Annotated in this window: 25 protein-coding genes, 1 tRNA gene and 1 pseudogene; 15 read left to right on the top strand and 12 right to left on the bottom strand. The window is 69.6% G+C overall.

Annotated features, from left to right (window positions below):
• Positions 1–13 precede the first annotated feature (13 nt).
• From ABZ215_RS21995 to ABZ215_RS21975, 5 genes are all read left to right on the top strand, one after another.
• Positions 14–916: a UTP--glucose-1-phosphate uridylyltransferase gene (locus ABZ215_RS21995; protein WP_020421603.1), complete on the top strand. Its 903-nt coding sequence runs from the start codon at positions 14–16 to the stop codon at positions 914–916.
• Positions 916–2,181, top strand: a complete 1,266-nt coding sequence (glp, locus tag ABZ215_RS21990) for a gephyrin-like molybdotransferase Glp (RefSeq protein WP_017984982.1) — start codon at positions 916–918, stop codon at positions 2,179–2,181. Before ABZ215_RS21995 ends, glp begins: the two co-directional genes overlap by 1 nt.
• 9 nt (positions 2,182–2,190) lie before the next feature.
• A complete protein-coding gene (locus ABZ215_RS21985) occupies positions 2,191–2,850 on the top strand; it encodes a GNAT family protein (protein WP_027936383.1) in 660 nt (219 codons plus the stop codon).
• 142 nt (positions 2,851–2,992) lie between these two features.
• Positions 2,993–3,751, top strand: a complete 759-nt coding sequence (gene glpR, locus ABZ215_RS21980; protein WP_020421601.1) for a gephyrin-like molybdotransferase receptor GlpR — start codon at positions 2,993–2,995, stop codon at positions 3,749–3,751.
• Between the two features lie 66 nt (positions 3,752–3,817).
• Positions 3,818–3,890 (top strand) — tRNA-Ala (locus ABZ215_RS21975).
• Between the two features lie 883 nt (positions 3,891–4,773).
• Here the strand turns inward: ABZ215_RS21975 and ABZ215_RS21970 are convergent.
• The 4 genes and pseudogenes from ABZ215_RS21970 to ABZ215_RS21955 form a co-directional block, all read right to left on the bottom strand.
• Positions 4,774–5,565: pseudogene (locus tag ABZ215_RS21970) on the bottom strand (recombinase family protein); the annotation flags it as partial.
• 184 nt (positions 5,566–5,749) lie between these two features.
• The gene (locus ABZ215_RS21965; protein ID WP_354951214.1) at positions 5,750–6,022 is read right to left on the bottom strand and encodes a hypothetical protein; all 273 of its coding nucleotides are present in this window, start codon (positions 6,020–6,022) and stop codon (positions 5,750–5,752) included.
• A gap of 70 nt (positions 6,023–6,092) precedes the next feature.
• Positions 6,093–6,710 carry a recombinase family protein gene (locus ABZ215_RS21960; RefSeq protein WP_354951212.1) on the bottom strand — a complete coding sequence of 206 codons (618 nt, stop codon included), beginning with the start codon at positions 6,708–6,710 and terminating at the stop codon, positions 6,093–6,095.
• Positions 6,679–6,849: a hypothetical protein gene (locus ABZ215_RS21955; RefSeq protein ID WP_354951210.1), complete on the bottom strand. Its 171-nt coding sequence runs from the start codon at positions 6,847–6,849 to the stop codon at positions 6,679–6,681. The genes ABZ215_RS21960 and ABZ215_RS21955 overlap by 32 nt, the downstream gene beginning before the upstream one ends.
• A 774-nt stretch (positions 6,850–7,623) precedes the next feature.
• Here ABZ215_RS21955 and ABZ215_RS21950 point away from each other — a divergent pair.
• Entirely contained in the window at positions 7,624–7,926 is a 303-nt protein-coding gene (locus tag ABZ215_RS21950; RefSeq protein ID WP_354951208.1) for a helix-turn-helix transcriptional regulator, read from the top strand.
• Positions 7,927–7,952: 26 nt separating this feature from the next.
• Here ABZ215_RS21950 and ABZ215_RS21945 read toward each other — a convergent pair whose 3' ends face one another.
• Genes ABZ215_RS21945 through ABZ215_RS21925 form a run of 5 tightly spaced genes read right to left on the bottom strand, consistent with a single transcriptional unit; the run spans position 7,953 to position 11,982 of the window.
• Positions 7,953–8,738 (bottom strand): hypothetical protein, encoded by a 786-nt coding sequence (locus ABZ215_RS21945; protein WP_354951206.1) that lies wholly within the window; start codon positions 8,736–8,738, stop codon positions 7,953–7,955.
• Positions 8,735–9,256 carry a VUT family protein gene (locus ABZ215_RS21940; RefSeq protein WP_354951204.1) on the bottom strand — a complete coding sequence of 174 codons (522 nt, stop codon included), beginning with the start codon at positions 9,254–9,256 and terminating at the stop codon, positions 8,735–8,737. The genes ABZ215_RS21945 and ABZ215_RS21940 overlap by 4 nt, the downstream gene beginning before the upstream one ends.
• A complete protein-coding gene (locus ABZ215_RS21935; protein WP_354951202.1) occupies positions 9,253–10,047 on the bottom strand; it encodes a recombinase family protein in 795 nt (264 codons plus the stop codon). Before ABZ215_RS21935 ends, ABZ215_RS21940 begins: the two co-directional genes overlap by 4 nt.
• Positions 10,044–10,997: a DNA methyltransferase gene (locus ABZ215_RS21930; RefSeq protein WP_354951200.1), complete on the bottom strand. Its 954-nt coding sequence runs from the start codon at positions 10,995–10,997 to the stop codon at positions 10,044–10,046. Before ABZ215_RS21930 ends, ABZ215_RS21935 begins: the two co-directional genes overlap by 4 nt.
• A complete protein-coding gene (locus ABZ215_RS21925) occupies positions 10,990–11,982 on the bottom strand; it encodes a hypothetical protein (RefSeq protein WP_354951198.1) in 993 nt (330 codons plus the stop codon). The genes ABZ215_RS21930 and ABZ215_RS21925 overlap by 8 nt, the downstream gene beginning before the upstream one ends.
• A gap of 630 nt (positions 11,983–12,612) precedes the next feature.
• Here ABZ215_RS21925 and ABZ215_RS21920 point away from each other — a divergent pair.
• The 9 genes from ABZ215_RS21920 (at position 12,613) to ABZ215_RS21880 (ending at position 24,749) form a co-directional block, all read left to right on the top strand.
• The gene (locus tag ABZ215_RS21920; RefSeq protein ID WP_354951196.1) at positions 12,613–13,503 is read left to right on the top strand and encodes a hypothetical protein; all 891 of its coding nucleotides are present in this window, start codon (positions 12,613–12,615) and stop codon (positions 13,501–13,503) included.
• Positions 13,504–13,685: 182 nt separating this feature from the next.
• Positions 13,686–14,003 carry a pilin gene (locus ABZ215_RS21915; RefSeq protein ID WP_354951234.1) on the top strand — a complete coding sequence of 106 codons (318 nt, stop codon included), beginning with the start codon at positions 13,686–13,688 and terminating at the stop codon, positions 14,001–14,003.
• Between the two features lie 99 nt (positions 14,004–14,102).
• Positions 14,103–15,995, top strand: a complete 1,893-nt coding sequence (locus ABZ215_RS21910; RefSeq protein WP_354951194.1) for a hypothetical protein — start codon at positions 14,103–14,105, stop codon at positions 15,993–15,995.
• On the top strand, positions 15,992–17,215 hold the full coding sequence (locus tag ABZ215_RS21905; protein WP_354951192.1) for a PrgI family protein: 1,224 nt from the start codon (positions 15,992–15,994) through the stop codon (positions 17,213–17,215). Before ABZ215_RS21910 ends, ABZ215_RS21905 begins: the two co-directional genes overlap by 4 nt.
• Entirely contained in the window at positions 17,215–19,125 is a 1,911-nt protein-coding gene (locus ABZ215_RS21900; RefSeq protein ID WP_354951190.1) for a DUF87 domain-containing protein, read from the top strand. The genes ABZ215_RS21905 and ABZ215_RS21900 overlap by 1 nt, the downstream gene beginning before the upstream one ends.
• Before the next feature lie 55 nt (positions 19,126–19,180).
• Complete coding sequence (locus ABZ215_RS21895; RefSeq protein WP_354951188.1) at positions 19,181–20,026, top strand: hypothetical protein; 846 nt, start codon at positions 19,181–19,183, stop codon at positions 20,024–20,026.
• Between the two features lie 48 nt (positions 20,027–20,074).
• The gene (locus tag ABZ215_RS21890) at positions 20,075–22,618 is read left to right on the top strand and encodes a DUF87 domain-containing protein (RefSeq protein ID WP_354951186.1); all 2,544 of its coding nucleotides are present in this window, start codon (positions 20,075–20,077) and stop codon (positions 22,616–22,618) included.
• A 127-nt stretch (positions 22,619–22,745) separates the two neighbouring features.
• A complete protein-coding gene (locus ABZ215_RS21885) occupies positions 22,746–23,789 on the top strand; it encodes a replication-relaxation family protein (protein ID WP_354951184.1) in 1,044 nt (347 codons plus the stop codon).
• Between the two features lie 3 nt (positions 23,790–23,792).
• Positions 23,793–24,749 (top strand): bifunctional lytic transglycosylase/C40 family peptidase, encoded by a 957-nt coding sequence (locus ABZ215_RS21880; protein WP_354951182.1) that lies wholly within the window; start codon positions 23,793–23,795, stop codon positions 24,747–24,749.
• 16 nt (positions 24,750–24,765) lie between these two features.
• Here the strand turns inward: ABZ215_RS21880 and ABZ215_RS21875 are convergent, their stop codons facing one another.
• From ABZ215_RS21875 to ABZ215_RS21865, 3 genes are all read right to left on the bottom strand, one after another.
• Positions 24,766–25,395: a hypothetical protein gene (locus ABZ215_RS21875; protein WP_354951180.1), complete on the bottom strand. Its 630-nt coding sequence runs from the start codon at positions 25,393–25,395 to the stop codon at positions 24,766–24,768.
• 2 nt (positions 25,396–25,397) lie between these two features.
• The gene (locus ABZ215_RS21870) at positions 25,398–25,796 is read right to left on the bottom strand and encodes an SLATT domain-containing protein (RefSeq protein WP_354951178.1); all 399 of its coding nucleotides are present in this window, start codon (positions 25,794–25,796) and stop codon (positions 25,398–25,400) included.
• 631 nt (positions 25,797–26,427) lie between these two features.
• Positions 26,428–26,706: a hypothetical protein gene (locus ABZ215_RS21865; protein WP_354951175.1), complete on the bottom strand. Its 279-nt coding sequence runs from the start codon at positions 26,704–26,706 to the stop codon at positions 26,428–26,430.
• Between the last annotated feature and the right edge of the window lie 117 nt (positions 26,707–26,823).

The following is a 26,823-nucleotide window of genomic DNA, read 5'->3' as shown; positions in this document are numbered from 1 at the left end:
AGGCTTGGCGCCTATGACGGGCGCCTTCGACAACCACTCGTTCCGAACCGCAATCGTCCCGGCCGCGGGCCTGGGCACCCGGTTCCTGCCGACGACGAAAGCGGTACCCAAGGAGCTGCTCCCGGTGGTGGACACCCCGGGGATCGAGATCGTCGCGAGCGAAGCCGCACAGGCCGGGGCGAAACGCCTGGTGATCGTCACCTCGCCGGGCAAGGAGTCCGTGGTCAGCTACTTCCGGCCGTCGCCCGAGCTGGAGGCCAACCTCGAGCGCAAGGGCAAGTCCGCGCTGCTGGAGAAGGTCCGCCGCGGGCCGGAGCTGATCGACGTCGAGGTCGCGATCCAGGAGGAGGCGCTGGGCCTCGGGCACGCGGTGGCCCAGGCCGAGCCGAACCTGACCGACGAGGACGAGGCCGTCGCGGTGCTGCTGCCCGACGACCTGGTGCTGCCTGCCGGCGTGCTCTCGAAGATGTCCGAGGTGCGCGCCAAGCACGGCGGCAGCGTGCTGTGCGCGTTCGACATCCCGAAGGAGCAGATCTCGCCCTACGGCGTGTTCGACGTCACGGACACCGGCGACGCCGACGTCAAGCGGGTGCACGGCATGGTCGAGAAGCCCTCGCCGGAGGAAGCGCCGTCCACCTACGCCGCGGCCGGCCGCTACCTCCTCGACCGGGCGATCTTCGACGCCCTGCGTCGCATCGAGCCGGGCGCGGGTGGTGAACTGCAGCTCACCGATGCCGTCGCGCTGCTGATCGAGGAGGGCCACCCCGTGCACATCGTGGTCCACCGGGGCGGGCGGCACGACCTCGGCAACCCGGGCGGCTTCCTCAAGGCCGCCGTCGACTTCGCCCTCGACGACCCGGACTACGGGCCCGAGCTGCGCAACTGGCTGACCGAACGACTCGGGACCGATCGCTGATGACCGACCCCACCCCGGAGCCCGACCAGGCCGAGCAGGACCTCCGCTCGGTCGACGAGCAGATCGCCCGCGTCCTGCAGGCCGCGGTGCGCCCGCGACCCGTCCGCGTCGCGATCTCCGAAGCGCAGGGCCTGCTCTGCGCCGAGGAGGTCGTGGCCGAGCACGCGCTGCCCGGCTTCGACCAGGCCGCCGTCGACGGTTACGCGGTGCGCAGCGTGGACGTGCGCGCCGACGGCGAGGAGCCCGTCCAGCTCCCGGTGGTGGGGGAGATCCCGGCCGGCTCACGGCAGCCCCGGCGGCTGCAGCCCGGGCAGGCCGTCCGGGTCGCCACCGGGGCGCCGCTGCCGACCCTCGCCGACGCCGTCGTGCCGACCGCCTTCACCGACGGCCACCCCGCCAAGGTGACGATCCACCGCTCGGTGCCGTCCGCGGCCTACGTCCGGCGGACCGGCGAGGACGTGCAGATCGGCGACGTGGCCGTCCGCCAGGGCGACACGATCGGCGCGGCGCAGGTGGGCCTGCTCGCGGCGGTCGGCCGCTCGAAAGTGCTGGTCTACCCGCGGCCGCGGGTGTCGATCGTGTCGGTGGGCGACGAGCTGGTCGACATCGACCGCACCCCGACGACCGGCCAGGTCTACGACGTCAACTCCTACGCGCTGGCGGCCGCCGCGCGCGACGCGGGCGCCGAGGTCAGCCGCGTCGGGATCGTGCCGAGCGACCCGAAACGGTTGCGTGAGGTCGTCGAGGGCAGGCTGCTGATGTCCGAGGTCGTCGTGGTCGCGGGCGGCGCGGGCGGCACCGCCGGCGACGAGGTGCAGGCGGCCCTGTCCGACCTCGGTGAGATCGACATGACCCGCGTCGGCATGCACCCGGGGTCCGCGCAGGGCTTCGGGCGGCTCGGCCCGGACTCGGTGCCGACCTTCCTGATCCCGGCGAACCCGATGAGCGCGCTGGTCGTGTTCGAGGTGCTGATCCGGCCGCTGATCCGCGCCGCCCGCGGCACCCGCAACCCGCACCGCCGCACGGTGAGCGCGCGGCTGCTGTCGCCGGTGTCCTCGACCAAGGGCCGGCGCGGTTATCTGCGCGGGCAGCTGCTGCGTGATGAGAGCACCGGCGAGTACCTGGTGCAGCCGCTCGGCACGTCCGGCGCGCACCTGCTCGCGTCACTGGCCGAGGCGAACTGCCTGGTCAACGTGGACGAGGACCTCACCGAGGTGCCCGCGGGCGAGCAGGTCAAGGTGACCTTCCTGGCGCAGCGGGGTTAGAACTGTCCGGTGCAGCCAGCAGCGTATGACCTGGAGTCCCGCCACCCAGGGTGGCCGGCCCGGCTGGGCCCGATCCGGGTGGCGGCCGGTGACGTCGCGGTGCGGCCGATCCGCCTGCGCGACGCGGGCGACTGGAGCCGGATCCGGCTGCGCGACCAGGAGCACCTCGAGCCGTGGGAGCCGACCGGGCCGGGGCCGTGGCGCGACCGGAACAGCTACTGGTCCTGGCCCGCGCAGTGGACGGCGCTGCGGTCGCTCGCCCGGCGTGGCCAGTGCCTGCCGTACACGATCACCCTGGACGGTGAGTTCGCCGGCCAGATCACTGTCGGTAACGTGATCCGGGCCTCACTGCGCTCGGCGTGGGTCGGCTACTGGGTGTCCTCCTCCGTGGTGAAGGGTGGGGTCGCCACGGCGGCAGTCGCGCTGGTCGTGGACCACGCGTTCAGCTCCGCCGGCCTGCACCGCATCGAGGCGACCGTGCGGCCGGAGAACACCGCGAGCATCAAAGTGCTGACCAAGGCGGGGTTCCGGCAGGAAGGCCTGTTCAAGCGGTACCTGGACGTGGCGGGCGACTGGCGGGACCACTACTGCTACGCGATGACGGTCGAGGAGAGCGGACCGGGGCTGGTGGCGCGCCTGGTCGCCGCCGGACGCGCCGAATACCTGTGACCGGGTCCGTTACCTAACGGCGAGTTTTTCACCGGATGGCGTGACCCTTTTTCTGCTTCCGAGCGGCGTGGCTCCGTCCCATCTGTTACTCCTGTGACTAGCGTGACGACATGTAGCAGTGAACGGGGGAGGTGAGAGGGGATTGCCCAGCTCGCTGATCATCGTCGCCTTGGCCGCGGCCTGGCTCGTCGTGCTCGTGCCCATGGTCGCCCGCAAGCGCCAGGCGGTCACGCAGACGGCCGACGCCGAACTGGCCGCCCGCGTGGTCCGCAGTGGCGGCGGCGCAGACGACGTGGAGGAGGAGTTCGCGATGTCCGAAACCACCCAGCAGGTCGCTGAGGCCGACGACCGCGTCGACTACGACGACGTCGAAGAGTACGAAGAGGAGCCGGCGCGCCGGTACGAGCCGGTGTCCGACCGCCGCTACCGCCCCGGTCGCGGCGGGTTCGACCCGGAGGCCGCGGAGATCGCCGCGCGCGCCAAGTACGCGTTCCGCCAGCGGGTCGTCCTCTGCCTGTTCCTGCTCGCGGTCGTCACGGCCGCCGGAGCCGGGTTCCTGACCTCGTCGCTGTGGTGGCTGCACGGCGCGGTCGACCTCGTCCTGGTGGGCTACCTCGCCTACCTGCGCCGGCAGGTGCGCATCGAGGCCGAGATCCGCCAGCGCCGCATGGCCCGGCTCGGCTCCCGCCCCGCGGCGCGCCCCGCCCGCCGCGAGCGCCCCGCCGAGGAGTTCGACGTCGTCGAGCCGCCGCGCGAGGTGCCCGGCGTCGAGCGCCGCCCCTCGCCCGCGTCGCGCCTCCGCGGCCGCGCGGTGGTCGTCGACCTCGAGGACGAAGACCCCGCGTTCCACGACCTGGACGACCCGGACCAGCTCCCGTTCCGGCGCGCGGTCGGAGAGTAGACCCCCTCGCCGACCGCCTCCGGGCACTTGCTATGCTTCTGGAGCTTCCTTCGGGAAGTCCAGTAAGGGGCTGTAGCGCAGTTGGTAGCGCGTCTCGTTCGCATCGAGAAGGTCAGGGGTTCGATTCCCCTCAGCTCCACCCTAGGGGTCTTACTAGAACAAGTGCCTGAATGAAGGCCACGAAGTAGGACCGCGACGCCTGAAGGCGAGCAAGGACCACCCGCAATGCGGGTGGTCCTTTCGTTTGTGTTCTCCGCGCTGGTTGCTGCGGTCCGCTGATCTTGGATGGCGTGCAGCTCGCCGAAGGGCTCACGGAGCTCACCGTCTGTGATCTTGTCGTCCTCGATGTAGAGGGCGTGGAAGATCGCCTGGTTGAGTAGGCGCCGCTGTTGGTCGTTGCAGCGTCGGTACAGCTGGTCGGGCTGTTCGAGGAGGGCAAGGCCAGCGTTGACGAGCTGGGCGCTGTCGGTGAGGTCGGCGTTGGCTGTTTCCAGGCGCTCCTCCAGCCGGCGGCGCTCGCGTGCGATGTCGCGCAGCTTCTCCTTGACCTTGGTCCGAGGCAGCGTGCTGTCGGCAGCGAGGTCGATCAAGTTCTCCTCCTTCGTGTCGAGTTCCTTGAGCTGTGCGGTGATCTGCTTGCGCAGCAGGCGGGCGGACTTTTCCTGCTCGCCGAGCACAGCATCGATCTGGTCGCGCATGTCAGCGATGAACGGCTGGCTGAAGCGAATCGCGGAGTAGTGGCGCTCAACCGCGTCCTCGACGAGCGTGACGTTGACGTGAGGTGCTTGGCACAGCCCCTTCTGCCTGCCGCGGCAGAAGAAGTACAGGTACTCCGCGCCCTTCGAGTTGATGGTCCGTTGAATGATCATCCGCCGCTTGATGCCGTCGCGTTGGCAGCGTCCACAGAAGAGCGATCCCTTGAGGAAGTGGTGATGCACGCGACGGCGTTCTTGTGCCGTCATGCGCGAGTCGAGAATCTCCTGGACTATGTCGAAGAGGTCCTCGTCGATGAGCGGCTCGTGCCGCCCCTGGATTTCTTCGCCGTCGTACTCGACGTATCCGAGGTAGTAGCGATCCCGCAGCATTTGCGAAATCTTGTTCTCGGACACCTTCTTAGCTGGGTGTCGCCGGGTGGCCCTGGTGCGTAGGCCGCGGTCGTACAGTTCGTCAGCCAACTCTTCTTGCGTGTAGTCGCCGGTGGAGAACAGTTCGAAGCCCAGCTGGACAAAGGGCGCTCGTTCGGGATCGACGATGATCGTGCGGATCACGCGGCCGTCGGAGTGGTCGATGTGGTTAAGGTAGCCGAGCTTCGCGCGTCCGAGTGTGCCGCCGTTGCGCGCCTTCTGGCCCATCTTGTAGGCGATGTCGGCACCGGACTGGCGGGATTGGTACTCGTTGAAAGTGGCCAGGATGCCGTGCATCAATTGGCCGACCGGGGTGTCGTCGATGGCCTCGGTGGCCGAGACCAGTGTGACGCCGCGCTTGCGCAGGTCCGCCATGACGATCGCGTCGTCGTAGCGGTTCCGCGCCATGCGCGAGAGCTGGTAGATGATGATGACGTCGACGTCGCCCTGGCTGCGCACCCGCGCGAGCATCTGTTGGAATGCTTCGCGTTTGGTCATCTCCGTTCCCGAGCGTCCGGGTTCGACGTACTCGTCGATGACCGTGACGCCCAGTTCCCGCGCCTTGCGAAGACACGCTTCCCGTTGGGCCGGAATGGAGATGCCTTCCGGGTTGTAGTCGGTCCGGACTTGCCCGGTCGAGGACACGCGCAGGTAGATCACTGCGCGAGTGCCGGGGGCAAGGTCGTCCATCGGCGGCTGGATGGGGATGGTGACATCCTGCTGCAGTTCATCGATGAAGTCGGCATAAGCGCTGGTCATGACACCTCCTTCTGAGGGCGGCCTGGACGGAGGACCGTGCAGCCGGCGAGTGGGTCCTGGCGACTGGATCGCGCGCTCCCGGCGAGCGGCGAATTCGTGGCCGGGTTGCTGTTTCTCAACGGCTGCGGAACCGCGCGAGCATGCGTCGGAACAGCTGGCGTTTCGGCCGTCGCCAGAGTCGAGCGTGTGGGTCGACGTGCTCGTCGATGAGCGAGAAACCCAGTTCCTGCGCCTTGCGCAGACATGCCTCACGCTGGGCCGTGACGCTGTGCTCGGTCTCGGCCCGTCCGGGCGAGGCCACGCGCGTGTAGATCACCGCGCGGGTGGTGGGCGCAGGGGCATCCGACGGCTGGAGTTCGTTGTCCGAGTTGGCGTAGGCGGTGGACATGACACCTCGTTACGAGTCGGTCTGGATGGGGATGTGTTGGCGGGCGTGGTGGGCCCGGCGGGATCTGCCGTTAGCCGGCGAGCGGCGACTCGTCGGCGGATTGCTGGTCGTGGCGACGCCGGTCGCGACGATCTGCGAGTGCGCCGGTCTGCTCGATCTCCGCGACGGCACTCACGACGCGTACGAGGAAGAGGCCGTGCGCGGTCTCCGTGTCGAAGGCGGGATCAGCGGCCGAGACGACCCGGACGCCTCGGGACGTCAGCTCGTCGAGCACGAAGGCGAGGTGCTGCGTCTTGCGCGACAGGTTGTACAGGTGGTTGACGACGAGTACGTCGATGACTCCGGATCGGGCTGCCGCCAATACCCGTTGCAGCCCAGGACGTTTCAGCGTGCCGCCTGATGCGTAGTCGCTGCTGCGAAGGGTGATGCGCCAACCAGGTTCGGCCTCGACGTAGGAGCGCAGGTGGTCGTTTTCGAGGAGGGTGGGCCATCGCTGGTAAAGGCCGACGCGCACGAAGCGTCGAGCTCGCTGGCCTGCGTCCTGACCGCTGCGGGGATTGCGATTGGCAAGCGGCATTGTGCTGAACCTTCCTGTCGAGTCATTGACGAGCGGCTTCGCTCTGCTGCGTTCGTTGAGCGAGCGCGGAGGTGCTGTGTCATGCGGCATCGCGGCGTTGATCGCGGTCACTGGCGTCCGCGGTGTCCGGCTTGGCGGTTGGCGGTCGCTCGCCGGATTCGGCCGCGACGATGTCTGCCGCGAGGCTTGCGACCACCCGCGCGAGCTTGTGGATGTCGGGGGGATCGCGGCGAACGCCGCGCACCACCACGTGGCGCACAGTTCTGTGCGCCCCAACGCGCCGTCGGGGTTGCCTGTTCGGCGCGTTGACGGGGCTTCTCTGCTGCTCCTGGTCGGCCGCAGCAGGAACGTCGGCGCGGTTGTCGGTGGATTGGTCAGGGTTGCGAGGTTGAGCGCACATGAGCGCCCCCTTCGTGCCCATGAAGCCCGCGGCTGGCGGAGGTTCACGGGACTGCTGGTCGGCGACAGGAACCGTCGACACAGCGGGCACTCCCAGCCGTCGACACCTGCGGTCGCCGGTCCGCGCGAGGCGGGTTTCGCGGCGACGCGGGCACGCACCATGACGTGCGTTGAATGAGCTGGGACCGCCGAAGCTGTCACGGCCAACGGGCCTCAACTCCCCGAGTGCACGTGGACGGGGCCGGCGCTCGTGGCCGTGCTGGACTCATGCCGTTCGGCAGGGCCGTGTGCCTTGCCGAACTGGTGCTGGATCACCTCGTCAGCGCGAGGTGGGCGGTCGACGCGAGTCCAGAGGATTTCTACCGGCGCTGGCCGCGGACTGCGGCGCGTCGGCATGGCGATGAACGTGATGGGCGCCGAAGCACCACCTCCTCTCTCTTGAACCGGGGACAGGTCTGCCATTCAACTAAGGTAACACCTGAGTGGATCTAGGGACACCTGAGTATCTCAGGTTATGCCTGTTGGCGAGTGTGTGCCTGCTGAACACGCCGGACGTGCGGCGGCTGGCCTTCGTCGTCATCGGGGACACTGAGCGTCGGTTGGCGACGGCGCGAAGCGCCGCGGAGTGACGAACACGGGATGGCAGCGGGTGCAGATCGAGTGGCGGCTGCGGAAGGTCATGGCCTCCCGTGACGTCTGGAACGCGACCCAGCTGCGCGAGCTCCTCATCCAGCGCGCCGGGTTCGAACTGTCCCTCCAGTCGGTTGACGTGTTGATTAAGAAGCCGCCGGTCCAGGTGAAGGTGGCGACCTTGCAGGCGCTGTGCACGACGCTTCGGTGCACGCCCAACGAGCTGTTCGGAATCGACACGCCACGCGATGTCTCGCTCCTTGAACCGGACACCACGGAGTCCCGCGGCGAGCAGTGAGCCCGCAGCGGGGAACGCGGCGGTCATCACGCGGCCCCCAATACCTGCGGGGACACGCTGTCCGCAGACAGTCCTGCCGCACCCAGCGTGGTACGGATCTGCCGATACCAGCTGAGCGCGAAGCGCAGACAGTTCGACTCGGTGCGGTGGCTCGGACCGCATCCGGGCACGTATCGGCCGCGCATGCTCCAGGACATCGAGTCCGAACTGGAGAGAGCTTCGGCGTACCGGTTGAGACCGGTGATCTTGATGCCGAAGCCGTGCAGGTTCAACTCGCGCGTGGCGAAGGCGCGCATGATGCGCTCGACGTCGGCACTGTTCTGGCGACGGCACACCGTGCCGATCCCGACGAGCTGCTCGGCGGCCAGGTCGATCCCGGCCCGCTCGTAGAGGTCGAAGCAACGTTCGTAGTCCGACAGAGTCCAACCCTGCAGCGTCGGCACCCAAGGGAGCTCAGGCGCGAGTTCCCGGAGACGGACCAGGTTGCGCACGGTCCGCCGTTGATGTTCGCGGACCGTCAAGCCAGTGCGTTTCAGGATGCGTTGTTCGCACATCCAGTCCTGCGGCGCCGCCCAGGCGAGGTTGCCGATCTCGTCGGCGTAGCGCCGGACCGCCCGGACGTAGTCCTTCTCGGAGACCTGCCAACGCCCGTGAAGCTGCAGCTCGGTGAAGCCGCCGGAGTCGAGCGCCCATTCCGTGATCGCACGGGGCAGGGTTCGGCGGTGGCCGAGCCGCCGGTGCGACACCAGCAGCGGGACGTCCGGCACGCGGGTCAACCAGATCGGCTGGTGGACGCCTAGGTAGAACTTCACGCTGGCACCGCCCTTCGGCGAGCGCGGACACCAGCAAGCACAGCGACCGCCAGGGCCGTGGTGGCGGTCTTCCCGACGAGTTGGCCGGCGAGGTAGGTCAACGAGCCGAAGGCCAGCGGCAGGAACAGCAGGCTGTCGACGAGCAGCCCAACCGCGTTCGACGCACTCACGGCGGCGAGGTGACTCCGGTCGTGCAGCGGGGTGTAGATGCCGAGGTCGACCAGTTCGGAGACGGCGAAGGCCGTGGCGCTGGCGAGCGCGATGCGCGGCTCGGCGACCAGCCCGGACAACGCCGCGCCGAGGGCGACCGCGAGCAGCGTTGTCCGGGTGCCGACAGCGTCCTGCAGTAGGTCCCGGACGGTGAATGCGAGCCCGGCGAAGAGCGCGCCCGCGGGAATGTGCAGGCCCGCGACCGCCACCGCCGGCCAGAGCGTGGTGGCCCAGTTCGCCCCGGCGATCGTCGCCGCGTACCCGGCGAACAGGACCACGGCGGCGATGCTCCACCGGCGGGTGGTCATGCCGCACTCGGCCGGGTATCGGCCGAGACCTCCGCGTCGGGCGGACCTTCGGCGGCGCCGGGCTGGGCGCGGTGGAACGTGCGTTCGTCAACCAGTGGCTCGTGCACCTTCGGCGCCGAGGTGACCCACTGGTCGACCGGTGCCGGGCGGCCGGCAACGGTGCGGGCCCAGACCTGGCGCCCGGTGTACTTGACGTTGGTGACGATCCGCCGGACGGCCTTGGGGGTCCACCGACCGTTGGGCGCCGGTGCCGGGTACTGGCGTGGGTCGCTGTTGAGCCGTGCGGCGATGACGGCGAACGTCAGGCCGTGGTCGGCGCGCCAGATGAAGATCTGCTTGACGACCGCGGCGGTCTGCCAGTCCGGGACGAGGACCGCCCGCAGCTTGCTGTGGCCGCTGGGGTCCGTGACCCGGATGCGCAGGGCACGGTAGCCGTAGGGCGGCGGCCCGATCTGGTAGCCGGCCCGGACGAGTTCGACCATCGCGGCGCGGGCGCGACGAGTGGTCTCGGCGTGGTGCGCGGCGAGCGCGGCCCACTGGATCCGGTTGCCGTGAGCGTCGACCAGTACGTCGTCACCGGTCTGGTCGACCGCCCCGTCTTCAGTGTCGACGACGGAGGCACCCGACCTAGTTGTCCACAGGTTTGTCCACAGGCGGGACCGCAGCGGTGGACGGATCTCGGCCACCGGTGTGCCGGTGCACTGGTGCCGGGCGGCGGCGCGGAGGGCGGCGCGCTTGCGTCGGAACTCGGGGTGCCAGCCGCACTCGCGGCAGTACAGGCGGGTGGTCATGCCGCTCGCCTCCAGCCGGGGTACTCGACGCCGTTGACGGCGGGCCGGATGACGTCGTCCTCGGTCGGCCACGGGATGCCGGCTGCCGTCGCGGCAGCGAGTTCGGCGTCGTGGGCGAGTTGGAAGACGAGCACCTCGTGGTGCGCGGTCAGCGCGGTCGGCGCACCGGCAGCGCGGACTCGGGCAGCGGCGCGACGCTCGGCCAGCGAGGCGCGGGTGACCAGTCGGCTGCCGCGCAGTCCGGCGGTCAGCGCGATGCACCGCTCGACCGGCGCCAGCCCGGCCGAGGTGGCGGCGGCGATGAGCGGACTGGTCAGGTCAACCAGCGAACCGTCCGGGTGCCGGAGAGGTCGCGCGATGACGGCGACGTGCCCGCCGGAACGCAGCAGCGGCTCGCAGTAGAGCAGTGTCGTGGCGAGGTCGGCGAGGGCGGACTCGACCGGGTCGCGGTCCGGACCGCTCGCCTGGTTGTTGGGGCCGGCTGGCGCGGTGCGCAGGGCGGTCAGGACGAGTCCGACTCGCCCGATCAGCCCGGCGGCCCGGACGGTCGCGAGGACTTTCGGCCGGGCGTCGAGGACCGATCCGTCGCGCCAGGCGCCCGCGGTCTTGGCGGCGGTGACGTTGGCGCGAGCGAGCGTCCACCACCGGCTGCGGGCGGTCAGTCCGAGCGCGTGTCGGCCAGCGCGCAGCGCCTCGACAAGGGCGGTACCCGCGCCGCAATCCGGGTCGAGAACGAGGTCGCCGGGACGGGTGTAGGCGGCGATCGAGTGGGCGGCGACGGCGGGCGGAATCCGGTCGGTGTCGGTCTCGGTGCCGGGCACACAGCCGGCGTCGCGCAGCTGCGCGAGCGGGTCACGCTGACCGGTCGGCCAGACCGACAGCGGCGGCATCGGCGGCTCCTCCCCCGGCGGCAGGGGGAGTGGCCAGGACGACGTGGGATGGTCAGTCATCGGAGGTCTCCTCCCTGTCGGCGGCGTCGGTCAGGGCCGGCTGGCGGGTGAACACCAAGAGGTCGTCATGCACCTGGGTGTGCCGAGCGGCCGTCGCGAGCGGGCGCGCTGGACCCTGCGGTCGGGGGTGCGGGGCCGGGGTCGCGACCGCGAGCGCGCCGTCCCGGATGGGGACGCGCAGCAGGGCGATGCGATCGAGGTAGCGCATCCCGGCGTGCTGCGCGGCGCGCACCAGCGAGCCGGCGGGGTCGGTGAGCCGATCACGGGAGCGGTCACCGTGAGTGATGACAGCGAGGGTGCCGGTCGGGGTGAGCAGCCCGGCCCAGTCGGCGGGGCGGAACCAGTCGAGAGTGCGTGGGTCGGCCGCGGTGATGACGAGGTCGTAGCGGTCCGGACTGGCGCCGGTCGCGGTCGAGTCCGGTCCGGGACGGCGGTGTGTCGACGGCCCGGCGGGCTGGTCGGTGGTCGGACTGTCGGTGCGCGGTCGGGGTCCGGACTCGGACTCGACTGCCGCGTCACCGGAGTGTTCGTCGACCGGGTCGAGGCTCGCGATGGCGGTCTGGGTTTGGACGCCGCGGCCGAGTCGGACCACGGTCCAGCCCGCTTCGTGTAGTCCGGCGTACGGGCCGGGCCGGGACTGGTTGCGGCCCCCGGTTGGTGACCACGATGAGGGTGGGGCGAGGTAAGGCGCGGGGTCGAGCAGGAGCACCCGCTGGCCGGGCTGGGTGTAGGTGGTGACGAGCTTGATGACCGCGGTCAGCAGCCAGTTGGCGAGCAGTCCGGTGCCCTCGCGGAGGTCGTCTTGAGCACACGGCCAGACGGTGCTCGGCCGGGCGGGACGCGGGTGACGCAGGTTGAGTCGCAGGGTGCGCAGGCGCGGTGTTCGCCGCCGCTGCGGTAGCGGGATCGGGACGGTCGGGGGGTCGGTCGGGCCGTGCTCCTGGGAGCCGTCTCCCGGTGAGTCGTGGCCGTGTGTCGGGGTCATCGCGGGTCTCCTCCGACGGATGGGTGCCGTGCGTTCTGACGCCCCTTAACTCCGTATTTCGACCCCGTTTTGGACACGCCCCGCCAAATTTCCTTGCACCGCGCCAACTCGGGTCAAATCGTGGGCTCGACGCGATTCGCGCAGTTCTGCCAAAGCCGTGAGGAAGGAACCGCTTGTTCGGTCATCCCATGCCGCCGCGACCCGCTTCCTGGACCAGTCGCGGCCAGATTTTTCAAGATTTTTCCGGCGGCGACATGTGGATCTTGCCGCCGGTCCGCATCGGAGACCGCCGTGACTACTAGCGCTGTACTAGCGATCAACTATATCCGCAGCTCAGCGGCTACTAGAGTTGATCAACACTTGTAGTTGACCAAGCGCTTTTTTGATCTTGGCTCGACGCGTTCGCGGGGCGAAATAGTAGGTCGCTAGTAGTCCTGATGCGGTTCGCTAGTTGGCGCCTAGTAATGGCGTGGTATTTCCGTGGTATCGGTCGTGGCTTCCTGACGTCGTTGTTGTTCGCATCGACGCCGTGGGAGTCACGACATGGCAGCACAATCTGTTTTTCGTCGCGGTGGCGACGAGGCTGTCCCGAACTCGTTGGATATCGCGCGGGACACATTTACCTGGCTGGTGACCGGGCCGCATCCGGTGTCGCTGAACGGCCGGCTCTTCCCCGGTCTGCCCGACCGGTACATCCCGCTGGACGAGGTCCGCGACCGGCTGCTGGCGCGCCGGTGCCCGCAGGCGACGCGGGACGCGGTGTGGGCGCATCTGGTGCTGCGCTCCCGTACTGAAGGAGCGACCTGGACGGTCGCCGCGGTCGGGGTCGCGCTGCCCGCGCTGACCTCGGTCGCGGCCACACTGTCCGATCGGTTCGCGGGTGATCCGGCCGATGTTCACGCCGAGGTGTTGCGCGGCTTCCTGACCGCGTTGTCGGACATCGATCTGCGTCCGCCGCGGATCATGCTGCGACTGCGGTGGGCCGCGTACCGGTCCGGTTATGACGCGCTCGCCGAGGCGCTGGCGGGTCCGACTCCGGTCGCGCCGGGCTTCCGATCCACCCCGCCGCACACGCCGTGGGGACACCCGGATCTAGTCCTCGCTCGCGCGGTCGCGGACGGAGTCCTGACCCAGACCGAGGCCGCACTGATCGGTGCGACCCGGTTGGAAGAGGTGCCCGTCGCGGACTGGGCCGCGGCGCACCAGACCGGCGAGTGGGCGGTCTACAAGACGCGCAAACGCGCCGAGCTCCGGCTCGCCGCGTACCTGCGCGACGGTGCCGCCGAGACCGATCCGACCGACCCGCTGACCGACCAGGTGGCCACCGCGGTGGCCCTCGCGCGCCCGGCCTCACCGGTCCGCGACTTGCCACGGTCATCACTGTCCGTGTCCGTCGTTGACGCGGAATCGGAGCAGAAAGTTCAGGGTCGCGTGTCCAAAACGGACGCGAAATCCGGAGTTCAGGGCTGCGGGACACACCCGCGCTCAGCCCGACCTTCGGAGGTGCCCCAATGCGCCTGATCGATCGATTCTTCCCCGCCGCGAGCGGACCGCGCAGCGCCCGCCTCGACGGCAATCCGCAGCCGCCGGCCGAGGCCCCAGCGTCGAGCACGCCGGACGAGGTCACCGGCAGCGAGCCGACCAGTGCTCCGATCATTACGCCGGAGGACTGGACTCCGGTCCGCCCCCGCCGCTGGTCGCACGTGGCACTGATCGTCGAACTGGCGATCCTCGCGCTGCTGGCGTCGGCGTCGGCGGCGCACGCCGACACGATGGTCGTCGCCCTCGCGGACTCGGTGACCACGGTTCTGAACAACGTCCGCAACTGGATCATGGGCATCTTGGCCGGTCTGGCCACGGTGTTCCTGTCCATCGGCGGCGTCCGCTACGTGATGGGCGGCGGCGACCCCGGTGAGGTCGAGAAGGCCAAGACGGCTTTCAAGTCCGCCGGGTGGGGCTACGGCCTGGCGGCGCTCGCGCCGCTGGTCGTGGAGATCCTCAAAGGGATCGTGGGGGCCTGACCGATGGCCGTCAGCACCCCGCCCACGGTTCGTCCGTACCGCCGGTCCGGCGGCCCGGTCGCGACCGCTGCCGCCGGATTGATCGGCGGGGACCGAGCGATGCTCTCGCCGGTCTCCGACGCCAGCGCCGACCGGCCGCCGGCCGGTCGGCCGCGGCGCTGGCGCGCGGGCTGGATGCTGGCGCTGAGCATCGTCGTGCTCCTGGTCGGCGTCCTCGCGGTCAGCGCCTCGGCGCAGCCGACCACGCCGAACCCCGACCCGTGCTCGTGGCCCGAGCCGCGGCCGATCCCCTGCGCGCCGGCTCCCACACCGACGCAGCCGGCACCTACCACGCCGAGCCAGCCCACGCCGCCACCGAGCACGCCGTGCACGGGCGAGGACTGCATCCCGCAGCCGACCACGCCACCACCGGGCACTGGTCCGCAGCAGCCGGGCACGGGCAGCGGCGATGGCGACTCGGACTGCGGGATCACCGACATCGGCGCCTGCATTACCGAGGCCATCAACGGCGCGTTCCGCAGCATCGTCGACGCCGCGCTCTCGCCGATCCTGGAGCTGATCGGGCACACCGCACTGTCCACGCCGACGATCAGCGACCTGCCCGGCATCGGCGAGTTGTGGAACAACTCGTGGGAGCTCGTGGTCGCCGCCTACGGCCTGCTCATCCTCCTCGGCGGCATCGTCGTGATGGGCCACGAGAGCGTCCAGGCGCGCTACTCGATCAAGGAGATCGGGCCCCGGATCCCGATCGCGTTCATGGCCTCGGCGCTGTCGCTGTTCTTCACCGACAAGCTCATCCGACTGGCCAACGGCCTGACCCTGGGCATCCTCGGCGACGGAGTCAACGCGCCCTCGCTGGGCAACACCCTCAAGGACGCCGTCGCCGGCATCCAGACCGGCGGACTGTTCATCATCCTGGTCGGCCTGGTGCTCGTCGTGGTCGGCCTGGGCCTGCTGGTCGTCTACGTGGTCCGGATCGTCATCACCCTCGTCCTGATCATTTCGGGCCCCTTGTTCCTGATGTTCCACGCGCTGCCGCACACCGACCCGCTGGCTCGCTGGTGGTGGAAGGCGCTCACCGCGACGCTGTCGATCCAGGTCGCTCAGGCGCTGGTGCTGATCACCGCGGTGCGCACGTTCCTGTCCGGTGGCGTGAATCTGTTCGGCTCGACGCTGTCCGCGCTCGGCACGCTGGTCGCCGCGATCGCCCTGTTCTTCATCCTGTTCAAGATCCCGTTCTGGCTCTTGAAGGCGGTCAAGGTCAGCTCGGGCCGCTCGTTCCTCGGCGGCTTGGCCCGCGCGTACATCGCGGCGAAGACCTTCGGCATGGTCGCCGGCAAGACCGGTGCGCTCGGCAAGGTCGGCGGCGCCGTCGGCGCGAAGAGCGGCGGCGGAGGCGGGGGTGGCCGCGGGGGCGGGTCGGCGGATCCGCCGTGGCCCGCTCAGCCGCGCCTCGCGCCCACCCCGGAGATGGTCAACAAGCGGCTCAAGGCGGCCCATGACGCCGAGCGCGCTCGCGCGGCCCGCCGGTCGCGGCTGCCCTCGCAGGCGCCGCAGTTCCTGCAGCCCTCACCCCAAGACACCACCCACGACCCCGCCGTCACCCCGGCGAACCAGGGACCAGCCATGCCTCCTGAGTTCAGTTCCGCACCCACGCCCGCCACGCCGATCTCCCCGCCGCGGCGGGGGCCGCGGCCGGGATCGGCGCCGCAGTTCCAAGCCGCCGGAGGGCCGCGTCGACGCGGCGCCACCCCGCCGCCAGCTCGCCCGATCCGCACCGCGTCGGTGCCGCCGCAGTTGCAGTTCCGGCCCGCCACACCGCCCGCACCACAGCCGTCGTCGCCACCCAGGCCGGCCTCCGCTCCTGCCGCGCCGGTGTTCCGGCAGGCGCAGCCCGAGCCGCGCATCGGCGACGCCTACCGGCGCACCCAGTCCGTTCCGCCGCCGGTGTTCCGCGCACCGAAACCCGCTCCAGGAGGTGAAGGGAAATGAGTCAGCCGGTAAGGATTCCCGCCGACGTCGACCGCGAGGACCGGGTGATCGGTCCGCTGACCGCGCGGCAGCTGCTCATCCTCGCCGTCACTGGGATCGTGCTGTACGGGACGTACACGATCACCCGCGAGTTCGTGCCGCTGGTGGCGTTCCTCATCGTCGCCATCCCGATCGGGGTGACCGCCGCGTTCCTCGCACTGGGTCAGCGCGACGGCATCACCCTCGACCGGTTGGTGTTGGCGGCGCTGCGGCAGCGGCTGAGCCCGCAGCACCGAGTGGCCGCGCCGGAAGGCATCCGCCCCGCCCCCGAGTGGCTGGGCAGCCAGGTCACGAACACCAGCAGCAAGGGCCGCGCCAAGGGAAAGGACGGCGCGGCTGCCGCGGCGTCGGCGGTCTCGCCGGCCGCGCTGCGGCTGCCCGCCGAGGCGGTCACCGACACCGGCGTCATCGACCTCGGCAAGGACGGCGTGGCCGTGGTCGCGGTCTGCTCCACGATCAACTTCGGGCTGCGCACTCCGGCCGAGCAGGAGTCCCTCGTGGCCTCGTTCGGGCGGTATCTGCACTCGTTGACCGCGCCGGTGCAGGTGCTCGTGCGTGCGGAGCGACTGGACCTGTCCGGGCAGATCGCCGAGCTCCGTGACCAGGCCGGCGGTCTGCCGCACCCGGCGCTGGAACGGGCGGCGCGCGAGCACGCCGAGTACCTCGACCAGCTCGGCCGCGCCACTGACCTGCTGCGCCGCCAGGTGCTGCTGATCCTGCGCGAGCCGTTGCTCACCACGGGGCCGACCGACGGGCTCGGCGGTGCCTCGCCGCTGGCGGCGTTGACGGCGAAACGCCGGGCCGCCAAGCAGGCCGCTTTGGTCGACGACGCCACCCGGCGGGCCGCCGAGGCCCGGTTGGTGCGCCGGCTCGGCGAGGCGGTCGAGCTGCTGTCCCCGTCGGGGATCGTGGTCACCCCGCTGGACGCCGGACAGGCCACCGCGGTGCTCGCCGCGGCCTGCAATCCCGACAGCGTGATCCCGCCGAACTCCGGTCTCGCCGGCTCGGACGAGGTCATCACCACCGCTCCGGACGAGGGCTGGGACGCAGGCGCGTTCGGCCGTGCCGCGTTCCCCGCCGACGACGCTTTCGGCGAGGCCGAGGACGCCTGGGACGACGGCTTCGACGACACCGCCGAGGACCCCGACGACTACGCCAACTCCGTGGGGAGGTACCGCTGATGAAGACCAAAGCCAAGCGCCGCGGTCGGAAGACCCAGGCCGTACAGCCGCCGCTCGGGCGGGCCAGCGCGTTCACCCCCGACGCCATCTCCGTGCGCCCCCGCGCGCTGGAAGTCGGCGGCGAATGGGTCGCATCCTTCGCCGTCGTCGGCTACCCCCGCGAGGTCCATCCCGGTTGGCTGCAGCCGCTGCTGACCTACCCCGGCAGGGTCGACGTCTCGCTGCACATCGAGCCGATCGACCCGGTCACCGCGGCGAACCGGCTCAAGAAGCAGTTGTCGAAACTGGAGTCCGGCAGGCGGCACACGAGCGAGAAAGGACGGTTGATCGACCCGCACGTCGAAGCAGCTACCGAGGACGCCTACGACTTGTCCGCACGCGTCGCCCGCGGCGAAGGCAAGCTCTACCGGCTCGGGCTGTACCTGACCGTGCACGCCCCCACCGAGGAAGCCCTCAGCGACGAGGTCGCCGCCATCCGATCGCTGGCGGCATCGCTGCTGCTGGACTGCAAACCGACCACGTACCGCAGCCTGCAGGGCTGGATCACCAGCCTGCCCATGGGCCTCGATCTCGTGGGCATGAGGAGGACGTTCGACACCTCGGCGCTGTCCGCGGCGTTCCCGTTCACCTCACCGGACCTGCCACCGCCGGACCCGACCTCGGTCGGTGCACCGAGTGGGGTGCTCTACGGCTTCAACGTCGGAAGCCAGGGCCTCGTGCACCATGACCGGTTCGCCCTGGACAACCACAACAGCGTGATTCTCGGCCGCTCCGGCGCGGGCAAGTCGTACTTGGTCAAGCTGGAGTTGTTGCGGTCGCTGTACCGCGGGATCGAGATCCACGTCATCGACCCCGAGGACGAGTACGCCCGGCTGGCCACCGCGGTCGGCGGGACCTACGTCCACCTGGGCGCCGAGCAGGTCCGGCTCAACCCGATGGACTTGCCAATCCACACTCGCCCGGACGGACGTCGCACCGCGCCCCGCGACGCGCTGATCCGGCGGTCGCTGTTCCTGCACACCGTGATCTCGGTGCTGCTGGGCAGTGAGCTCGAAGCGACCGAACGGGCGGCGCTGGACCGGGCGATCACCGCGACCTACCAGCGCGTGGGGATCACGTCGGATCCGCGGACCTGGACCCGCCCGGCGCCGCTACTGGCCGATCTCGCCGAGGTCCTCGCCGAGACCGGTGACCCCGCCGGGGTCGAGCTCGCGGCCCGGCTGCACCCGTACGTCACCGGCGCGTTCTCCGGCCTGTTCTCCGGTCCGACCTCGACCCGCCCGGAGGGGCACCTGGTGGTGTTCTCGCTGCGGGATCTCGCCGACGAGCTCAAGCCGATCGGCACGCTGCTGACGCTCGACGCGATCTGGCGGCAGGTCTCCAACCCGGCCATCCGCAAGCCCCGGCTGGTCGTGGTCGACGAGGCGTGGCTGCTGATGAAGGAACCCGCCGGTGCCGAGTTCCTGTTCCGGATGGCCAAGGCGAGCCGCAAGCAGTGGGCGGGCCTCACGGTCGCCACCCAGGACACCGCGGACGTGCTGGGTTCGGACCTCGGCAAGGCCGTCGTAGCTAACGCCGCGACGCAGATCCTGCTGCGGCAAGCCTCCCAGGCGATCGACGAGATCACCCGCACCTTCGACTTGTCCATGGGTGAGCGCCAGTTCCTGCTCTCCGCGGACCGTGGCCAGGGGCTCTTGTCGACCGGGACGCAGCGGGTGGCGTTCCAGTCCATCGCCTCCCCGGTCGAGCACGAGTTGGTCACGTCCAACCCCGCAGAAATCGCCGAATATTCCGACGCCTCGTCGGGAATCGAGAACTCCTTCGTCGAACTCGGTGCAGACGACACCGCAGGAATCGCGGACTCGTTCGACGACGGCGACGCTTCGCAGATCGAGCTCGACGCCGCCTGACCACCTCGCGGCAGGCGCCAATCCGTTCACACCGAATCGCCCCAAGGGGATACCTATGTCTACGTCACTGCCCACTTCCGCCACTGTTCGCCGGCCCGCTCGGCTGCTGACGCAAAACAGCGAGATGCGCCAGATCGGCGTGTGGAACTGGTCGCTGCCGGCCTGGGCCGGCCGCTTGGCCGACGGCCGTACCTACAACACCTGTCCCAGCGCCGGAATCTGCGCGCAGGCGTGCTACGCGCGGCACGGCACCTACACCTGGCCGGTCGTCCGCGCCAAGCACCAGGCGAACCTCATGTACGTCCTCGACGACCTGGCCGGCTGGCAGGCCGCGATGGTCGCCGAACTCGGCGCGACCAAGTTCCGCGGCGCCTGGATCAGAATTCACGACAGCGGTGATTTCTTTTCCGACGCCTACCTTCAGGCATGGCTGGATATTTGCCGGGCTCGACCCGACACGAATTTCTACGCCTACACCAAAGAGGTGTCCCGGTTCCGGACGCTTGTTGAGCCTGATCCGCCGCCGAATTTCCTGTGGGTCTACTCGTATGGCGGGACACAGGATGCCGCGCTGAATCCCGCCGTCGACCGGATCGCGGATGTGTTTCCCGACGAGTCCGCGATCGCCGAGGCGGGCTGGGCCTCGCAGGAAGCCAGCGATCTGCTCGCGGTCCTGGGCCCTCGGCTGGTCGGTGTGCCGGCCAACCGCATTCCCGCCTACCTCAAGCGGCTGGCCGGGCGCCGGTTCTCCGAGTGGCAAGCCGAGGTCGACGCCGAACGCGCCGCGCGCCGAGGCCGCCGGCACCTGCGGCTCGTCGTCGACAACACCCGCCCCGGCCACAGCCAGCAGCCCACGGCCGAGGCCAGCCCGGCGCAGGCCGACCAGCCACGCGCTGCGTGACCGCAACTCGCGCCCGTCTCGTCGACCGCTTTCGTGGGGAGGTTCCCGATGTCCTGGCCAATCACTGCCACACCCCTGTCTGCCCTCGTCCCTCCGCGGGTCGAGCAGACCGCAGCCGTGCTTGCCTCACCGGTCGGCGACTACCTGCGTGACCCGCTCGGCGCGTTCCAGAACGTGCTGGCGCACCTGCGCGACCTCGCCCTCACGTGGGGCCCGATCGTCGGGCCGGTGCTCGCGGTCGCCGTCACCGCCGCGGTCATCGCGCGCCGCCGGTGGCGCCGCCGCTACCACCAGCGCCTGGCCACCGATGCCCGAGTGGTCACCGTGCTCGCGCCACCGACGGTCGACCCGTCCGGCGCGATCACCGTGTGGTCCAACCTGGTCGGCTTGCTGCGGCCGGGGTGGCTGCGCCGCTTCGGCGGGCAGCCGCACCTGGCCTTCGAGCTGACCTTCACCGACGACGGCGTGCAGATCCGCCTGTGGGTGCCCGGCCTGGTGCCGCCGGGCATGGTCGAGCGCGCGATCGAGGCCGCCTGGCCCGGTGCGCACACCCGCACCACCCCCGCCAAGCCCCCGATCCCGACCACCGCAGCGGCGGGTCGGCGGGTCGAGGCTGTTGGTGGCGAGCTGCGGCTGGCGCGCTCGGAAGCGCTGCCGATCCGCACCGAGCACCCGGCCGACCCGATCCGAGCGATGCTCGGCGCACCGGTCGGGCTCGGCCCGCACGAACGGGCCTGCGTGCAGATCCTCGCCCGTCCGGTCGCCGGCCACCGCGTGACCAAAGCCCGCCGCGCCGCCCGGCGGGTGCACGCGGGCGGGTCGGTCCACCTGGTCGGCCGGCTGCTCGACGCCATCACACCGGGCAAGACCCCGAAGCCGTCGACCAGCACACGGACGCCGGGACTGGATCGCCAGACCAGCCTGGAGTACGCCGCCCAGGACCGCGCCGTGGTCGAGAAGCTGCGGGCGAACCAGTTCGAGACCCGCATCCGCTACGCCGTGGCCACCACCGTTCCCGAGGACGCCACCTCGGGCGAGGTCCAGGCGGTGCGGGAGGTGCTGCGGGGCCGCGGGCACGCGATCGCCTCGGCGTTCGCTGCCTACTCCGAGCACAACTACTACCGCCGAGTTCGGATCCGCCGCGACCCGGTCGGCGTGTTGGCCGAACGCCGGCTCGGCAAGGGCGACCTGCTCTCGATCCCGGAGCTGGCCGCGATCGCGCACCTGCCGATCGACGAGTCCACTCCCGGCCTGCAGCGGGCCGGCGCGAAGGCCGTGCCGCCCCCGCCAGGTATCGCCACGGTCGGCGAGCAGATCAAGCCGCTCGGGCTGTCGGACTCCGGGCATTCCCGCCCGGTCGGGCTGCACGTCGCCGACGCCCGCCACCACCTGCACATCCTCGGCGCCACCGGTAGCGGCAAGTCGGAGCTGATGGCCCGGATGATCCTGGCCGACGCCGAGGCCGGCCGCGGTGTGGTCGTGGTCGATCCCAAGGGCGACCTCGTGTCGGACATCCTGATGCGCCTGCCCGAGGAGCTCGGCGAGAAGGTCGTGCTGTTCGACGCCGACTCCCGCGCCCGCCCGCCGGTGCTCAACCCGCTGGAGGGAGCGGACAAGGCCCGCGCGGTCGACAACCTGGTGTCGATCTTCTCCCGGATCTACGCCTCCTCGTGGGGGCCGCGCACCGACGACATCCTGCGGGCTGGGCTGCTCACCCTGACCGCGATGCCCGGTACCCCGACGCTGGTCGACCTGCCCAAGCTGTTGACTGTGCCGGCGTTCCGGCAACGGGCCTGCGACCAGATCGACGACGAGGTCCTCAAGGGCTTCTGGTCCTGGTACGACGACCTGTCCGAAGCCAGCCGCGCACAAGTGATCGCGCCGCTGATGAACAAAATCCGCGGCTTCCTGCTGCGCCCGTTCGTCCGTGCCGCCATCGCAGGCGGCACGTCCACTGTGGACATGGACGAGGTGCTCAACACCGGCGGGATCTGCCTGGTGCGCATCGCCCGCGACGCGCTGGGGATGGAAACCGCGCGGCTGGTCGGCTCCATCGTCGTGGCCCGCACCTGGCAGGCCGCCACCCGACGGGCCCGCGTCCCGCAGCGCCAACGTCGCGACTGCGGGCTGTACGTGGACGAGTGCCACAACTTCTTGAACTTGGCCTATCCGTTGGAGGACATGCTCGCCGAGGCCCGCGGTTACCGGCTCTCCATGGCGTTGGCGCACCAGTACCTCGGGCAGCTACCGAAAGAGCTCGAAGAGGGCATCAGCACCAACGCCCGCAACAAGATCTTCTTCAACGCCTCGCCCGAGGACGCCAAGCGGCTGGCCCGGCACACCATGCCGAGGCTGAGCGATCACGACCTGTCCAATCTCGGCGTGTACCACGTCGCCGCCCGGCTCGTCCTGGGCGGGGAGGAAGCACCGCCGTTCACCGCGGTCACCGAGAAGCTCCCGCCCGCGATTCCCGGACGCGCCAAGGCAATCCGCAAAGCAGCCAGGGTCAACACCCGCCCGCCCGTCACTGACGCCGACACCGCCGTAGGCGGATCCGGGCAGCCCACTGTGGACCCACGCCGCGCGGCCTGACCCGTCGAATCTCGTTCTCCCGCAACGCATGCGGCCTCACCCATCGCGCACGGTCCGCCCCCGGTGATCCCGCATGCGTTGCCTTCACCTTCCCCCATTCCGGCCAACGCCTGGGAGGTGCCTACCCATGATTTCGAATCCCACGCCTCAGAGGGCATTGCGCGGGCACATGCCCCAACGCCCCACGCCACGGGCGGCCACCACCGGGGAGCACCACGCCCAGCTCGCCGGACGGCTCACCCTCCGGGACCGCTGGCTGGCCCGGATGCTACACGAGCACAAGGTCTTCACCACCCAGCAGATCGTCGAACTCTGCTACCCGACCATGCGCGCGGCCAACCACCGCCTGCTCGACCTGTTCAAGTGGCGCGTTGTCGACCGCTTCCAGCCCTTCGTCAGCTCCGGCACCGCCCCGATGCATTACGTGCTCGACATTGCCGGAGCGGTCGCGCTCGCGTACGAGGACGGTCTCGACCCCAAGCAACTCGGCTACCGCCACGAAGACGCTATCGGCATCGCCCACTCCCTGCGCCTCGCGCACACCGTGGGCGTCAACGGCTTCTTCACCACCCTCGTCGCACTCAGCCGACGGCCCGGCGCCCGCGGACGCCTCACCGCGTGGTGGTCCGAGCTGCGCTGCGGCCGGCTCTTCGGCGACATGGTCCGACCCGACGCCTACGGCCGCTGGCGCGAAGACGGCCACCAGATCGAGTTCTTCCTCGAATTCGACTTCGGCACCGAGGACCTCGGCAAGCTCGGCCGCAAGCTGCACGGCTACGAAAAACTCGCCACCGCAACGGGAATCACCACCCCCGTCCTGGTGTGGCTGCCCACCAACCGCCGCGAAACCACCGCGCGCAGGGCGCTCGCCGACGCACTGTCCCAGTTGGACCGCCCCGCGCTCGTGCCCGTAGCCACCAGCGCCGCAGATGTCGCGGGCGTGGCCGGCGAAGACAACCCCGCCGCCGCGCGCTGGCTGCCGATCTCCGGCCCGGCATCACGACGGCCGGGCCGGCTGCGCCTTGTCGACCTCGCGCGGCTCTGGCCCCACGTCGACCCGCCCACCGCGGCGCCGTCCTCGACATCGGCGCAGGCGCAGCAGGCGCCCGCAGAACTCACTGCGCCGGACCCGCTCCCGCCACCCCTCCCCACCAGCCGCTTCCGGAGGTGACCCATGAAGATCGCCGTTGCCGCTGTCGCGGCCATCATCGCCATCCCCATCCTCATCGGAGGTATCGGCAAAGCCATCGTCAGTGCCCTGTTCGGCACCGGTGGCACCGAGCCGAGCCAGGCCGCGATCGCCGAGATCCCCAACGACTACCTGTCGCTCTACCGAGCCGCAGCCTCCGTGTGTCCAGGACTGGACTGGACAATCCTCGCCGCCATCGGCGACGCCGAATCCAAGCACGGCCGCGGCTCCGGCGAAGGCATCAAGGAAGGCGAGAACTACATGGGGGCTGGCGGACCCATGCAGTTCCTCAAGCCCACCTTCGACGGCGTGATCGCGCGGCATACGATCCCGCCCGGTGGCTCGAACCCGCCGTCACGCTACAACCCGCACGACGCCATCTACGCCGCCGCGTTCTACCTGTGCGATTCCGGGGCGCAGAAGGACATCCGCAAGGCCCTGTTCGCCTACAACCATGACCAGGATTACGTCAATGGCGTGCTGGCACAAGCAAAACGGTACGGCACCGCCACCGTCGGAACCGGCGACTGCAACAAGATCCAGGCACCCAACCCGGCCGCGATCATGGCGATCAACTTCGCCTGCGGCCAACTCGGCCTGCCCTACGTCTGGGGCGGCAACGGACCAGCCGGCGGCCACGCCGGCTTCGACTGCTCCGGCCTCACCAAAGCCGCCTACAACGCCGCCGGCATCAACCTGCCCCGCACCGCGCAAACCCAGTACAACGCGGGACCACTGGTACCCGCTGGCCAACCGCTGCTTCCTGGCGACCTGGTCTTCTACGGAACACCCGGCAATGTCCACCACGTGGGCCTGTACATCGGCGCGGGAAAGATGGTGCACGCGCCGACCTTCGGCGAGCCGGTCCAGGTCAGCAACTACCGCTGGAACGGAGACGACTACCTAGCGGCGTCGCGTCCGGCTGTCGATTCTCGGGTATGACGTTGCAATGCACACTTTAAGTCTTACGGGCTGCTCCGCGATCGTAGACGATTAGAGTCGGACGTGGCGACCAAGCAAACTCCGGGTGCCGATCGGCTGGCAACGCTAAGAAGCGAGCACTGCGAGCCATTCCCTTTGTCAACTCGGCGCCGAGTCCCGGTTCGATTTCGCGAGTTGCGGCCACGTATCCGTCGCCGCCTTCGACGATGAGTCGAACGCCAGCTTGCACGAATTGGTCGCGCGTGGTCAGTCGTTGAGCAATGAGCCAGACGTTCCGCCCTGCCGCCAGCTTGAGGACATACCAGAGATCGGCTGCGATGTGTCCGCCTGGTCCCATCTCGGCGAGGCGCGTGCTGACATCGTCGACCTGCGAGCCCTGCTCAGCAGTTACACCCTGGAGCCACAGCGGAGCTAGGGGGAGTGAGCTGTAGCCGAAGAGTGCGCGCGGGCGGTACACGCCGAGCCCTCGCTCGTCGTTGTCGGTGACGCACTGGAGAAAGGTGTTCGAGGTCAATACGGACGTGTCAGTACCGCGACCTGCGTCGTCGGCCCAGGCATGTCCGCGCTTCGTAACAAGCACCGTCGGGTCAACAACGAGAATCACATGCACCTCGACATCGTTCCGCAGCATCTGTTCGATAGTCATCCTCAACCAGCAGAGGCAGCATCGGGATCCAAGTCATCGGCAGTGCGTGCGAGATTCATTGCTCGGTCTTTGAACTTGAAATAGATCAGGAGCCCGAGGATGGCGGCAGTCAGTGTCATCGTGACCGCAGCAACCTGGAGTAGCGTTGAATCGCCCGCTCCGGCACCGGCAAGACTCGCTGCAATAATCGAGCCAGTGAGGGCACTCGCTTGAAGAGTGGTATTTATGCGCCGGTTTCGCCTTGCCGCAGTCCGATAAGAGCGACTTTCGCCAGCCATGCGCCGGACATAGTCCGGCGTGTCGTGACCTAGCTTTCGATCAAGAACCAGTCGCAATTGCGCCGCCGCGATCTGTTCCTCCGTCGATTCCCCATCGGGCCTACTCGCCGCCTCGTCCAGCACGCGCCCAGGAAACGCATCCAGAATGAGGACTCGTCGCGCTGGGCGAGCTCCGATTGAGCGAGCTGTGTCAGCGTTCGCAGTCCGGTTGCCCGCTTGGTAGGTGACTCGTCAAGGGCAAGCTCAGCAGCCCAAGTGAAGCGGCGCCACCACTCCTCGCGGCGGGCGGCTCCTTCTCGTTGCACCGTGGCTCGGTCGCCGCCACGCACAGACAGGCGTACACCCAGGAACGCGCCGGCCGCGGCGACCAAAGCCGTCAGCGAGCTGCGTGCCGCTTGGAGCCACGGATTCAGCGTGCTCACTCCTCATCTCGACCGGCCATTGTCATCGTGGTTGTCGAACCGGCATTCGCGTCGTCAGTCGGACGGGAGGCCGCCGTCCTGCAGGACACGGCGGTAGAGCTCCGTGATCATCCCCGCCTCGGGCTCGGCGGGTATGAGCTTCGAGCCACACCGTCGGTAGCCGGGTGGAGCTGACCGATCCGCGGGTTTCGTCATCGGTGGAGGGCTGATCCAACAGCTCCGCCCACTGGCCGGGTGTCGGCCACTGGTCGTTGCTCATGATGTTGCTCCTGCTGGACGACGGTGCTGCCGCTCTCTCGACTTACCCAGGGTTTCGACGGCTACCACGGTGCCTAGGATTCGTCGCTGTCGTCGCCTTCGAGGAGTTTGTACACGTTGCTGCGCTGCATGCCGACTTCCTTGGAGATCCTCAACCGCGGCACTCCGGCAGCGTCTGCGGCGAGCACAGCCTTGCGGCGCTTCTTACGGGCCTCTCGCTGCTTTGCGAGCAGCCCGTTGATCTTCTCTTCGAGTTCGGCCTGCTGAGTACGGGCGGCTTCCAGTTCCTTTTTGATCCCCTCGACCTCGGCCCGGCTGGCCCGAAGCTGAAGGACTTCCGCGGGGTCGCTCATCAGGGAGCCTCTCTCGCGTGGCGTCGTTGGGTCGTACGCGCCGACACAACGTGGTCTGGGGATGTCTATCACACATGTCTATCATTCCGGTTGTGAGGACACGGCGAGGGCGACGTC

Origin of the sequence: Amycolatopsis sp. NPDC006131, assembly GCF_040614175.1 — a bacterium.
Lineage (GTDB): Bacteria > Actinomycetota > Actinomycetes > Mycobacteriales > Pseudonocardiaceae > Amycolatopsis_E > Amycolatopsis_E tucumanensis.
Note: the sequence above shows the minus strand (reverse complement) of the source record. Positions and strands in the feature narration are given on the sequence as shown.

Coding starts and splice junctions, on each gene's coding strand:
- ABZ215_RS21880 (WP_354951182.1), top strand. CDS start 23,793: ATGAAGATCGCCGTTGCCGCTGTCGCGGCCATCATCGCCATCCCCATC.
- ABZ215_RS21995 (WP_020421603.1), top strand. CDS start 14: ATGACGGGCGCCTTCGACAACCACTCGTTCCGAACCGCAATCGTCCCG.
- ABZ215_RS21885 (WP_354951184.1), top strand. CDS start 22,746: ATGATTTCGAATCCCACGCCTCAGAGGGCATTGCGCGGGCACATGCCC.
- ABZ215_RS21965 (WP_354951214.1), bottom strand. CDS start 6,022: ATGTCCACCGCCTACGCCAACTCGGACAACGAACTCCAGCCGTCGGAT.
- ABZ215_RS21875 (WP_354951180.1), bottom strand. CDS start 25,395: ATGACTATCGAACAGATGCTGCGGAACGATGTCGAGGTGCATGTGATT.
- ABZ215_RS21925 (WP_354951198.1), bottom strand. CDS start 11,982: ATGACCCCGACACACGGCCACGACTCACCGGGAGACGGCTCCCAGGAG.
- ABZ215_RS21930 (WP_354951200.1), bottom strand. CDS start 10,997: ATGACTGACCATCCCACGTCGTCCTGGCCACTCCCCCTGCCGCCGGGG.
- glp (WP_017984982.1), top strand. CDS start 916: ATGACCGACCCCACCCCGGAGCCCGACCAGGCCGAGCAGGACCTCCGC.
- ABZ215_RS21940 (WP_354951204.1), bottom strand. CDS start 9,256: ATGACCACCCGCCGGTGGAGCATCGCCGCCGTGGTCCTGTTCGCCGGG.
- ABZ215_RS21905 (WP_354951192.1), top strand. CDS start 15,992: ATGAGTCAGCCGGTAAGGATTCCCGCCGACGTCGACCGCGAGGACCGG.
- ABZ215_RS21895 (WP_354951188.1), top strand. CDS start 19,181: ATGTCTACGTCACTGCCCACTTCCGCCACTGTTCGCCGGCCCGCTCGG.
- ABZ215_RS21935 (WP_354951202.1), bottom strand. CDS start 10,047: ATGACCACCCGCCTGTACTGCCGCGAGTGCGGCTGGCACCCCGAGTTC.
- ABZ215_RS21900 (WP_354951190.1), top strand. CDS start 17,215: ATGAAGACCAAAGCCAAGCGCCGCGGTCGGAAGACCCAGGCCGTACAG.
- ABZ215_RS21890 (WP_354951186.1), top strand. CDS start 20,075: ATGTCCTGGCCAATCACTGCCACACCCCTGTCTGCCCTCGTCCCTCCG.
- ABZ215_RS21910 (WP_354951194.1), top strand. CDS start 14,103: ATGCTCTCGCCGGTCTCCGACGCCAGCGCCGACCGGCCGCCGGCCGGT.
- ABZ215_RS21865 (WP_354951175.1), bottom strand. CDS start 26,706: ATGAGCGACCCCGCGGAAGTCCTTCAGCTTCGGGCCAGCCGGGCCGAG.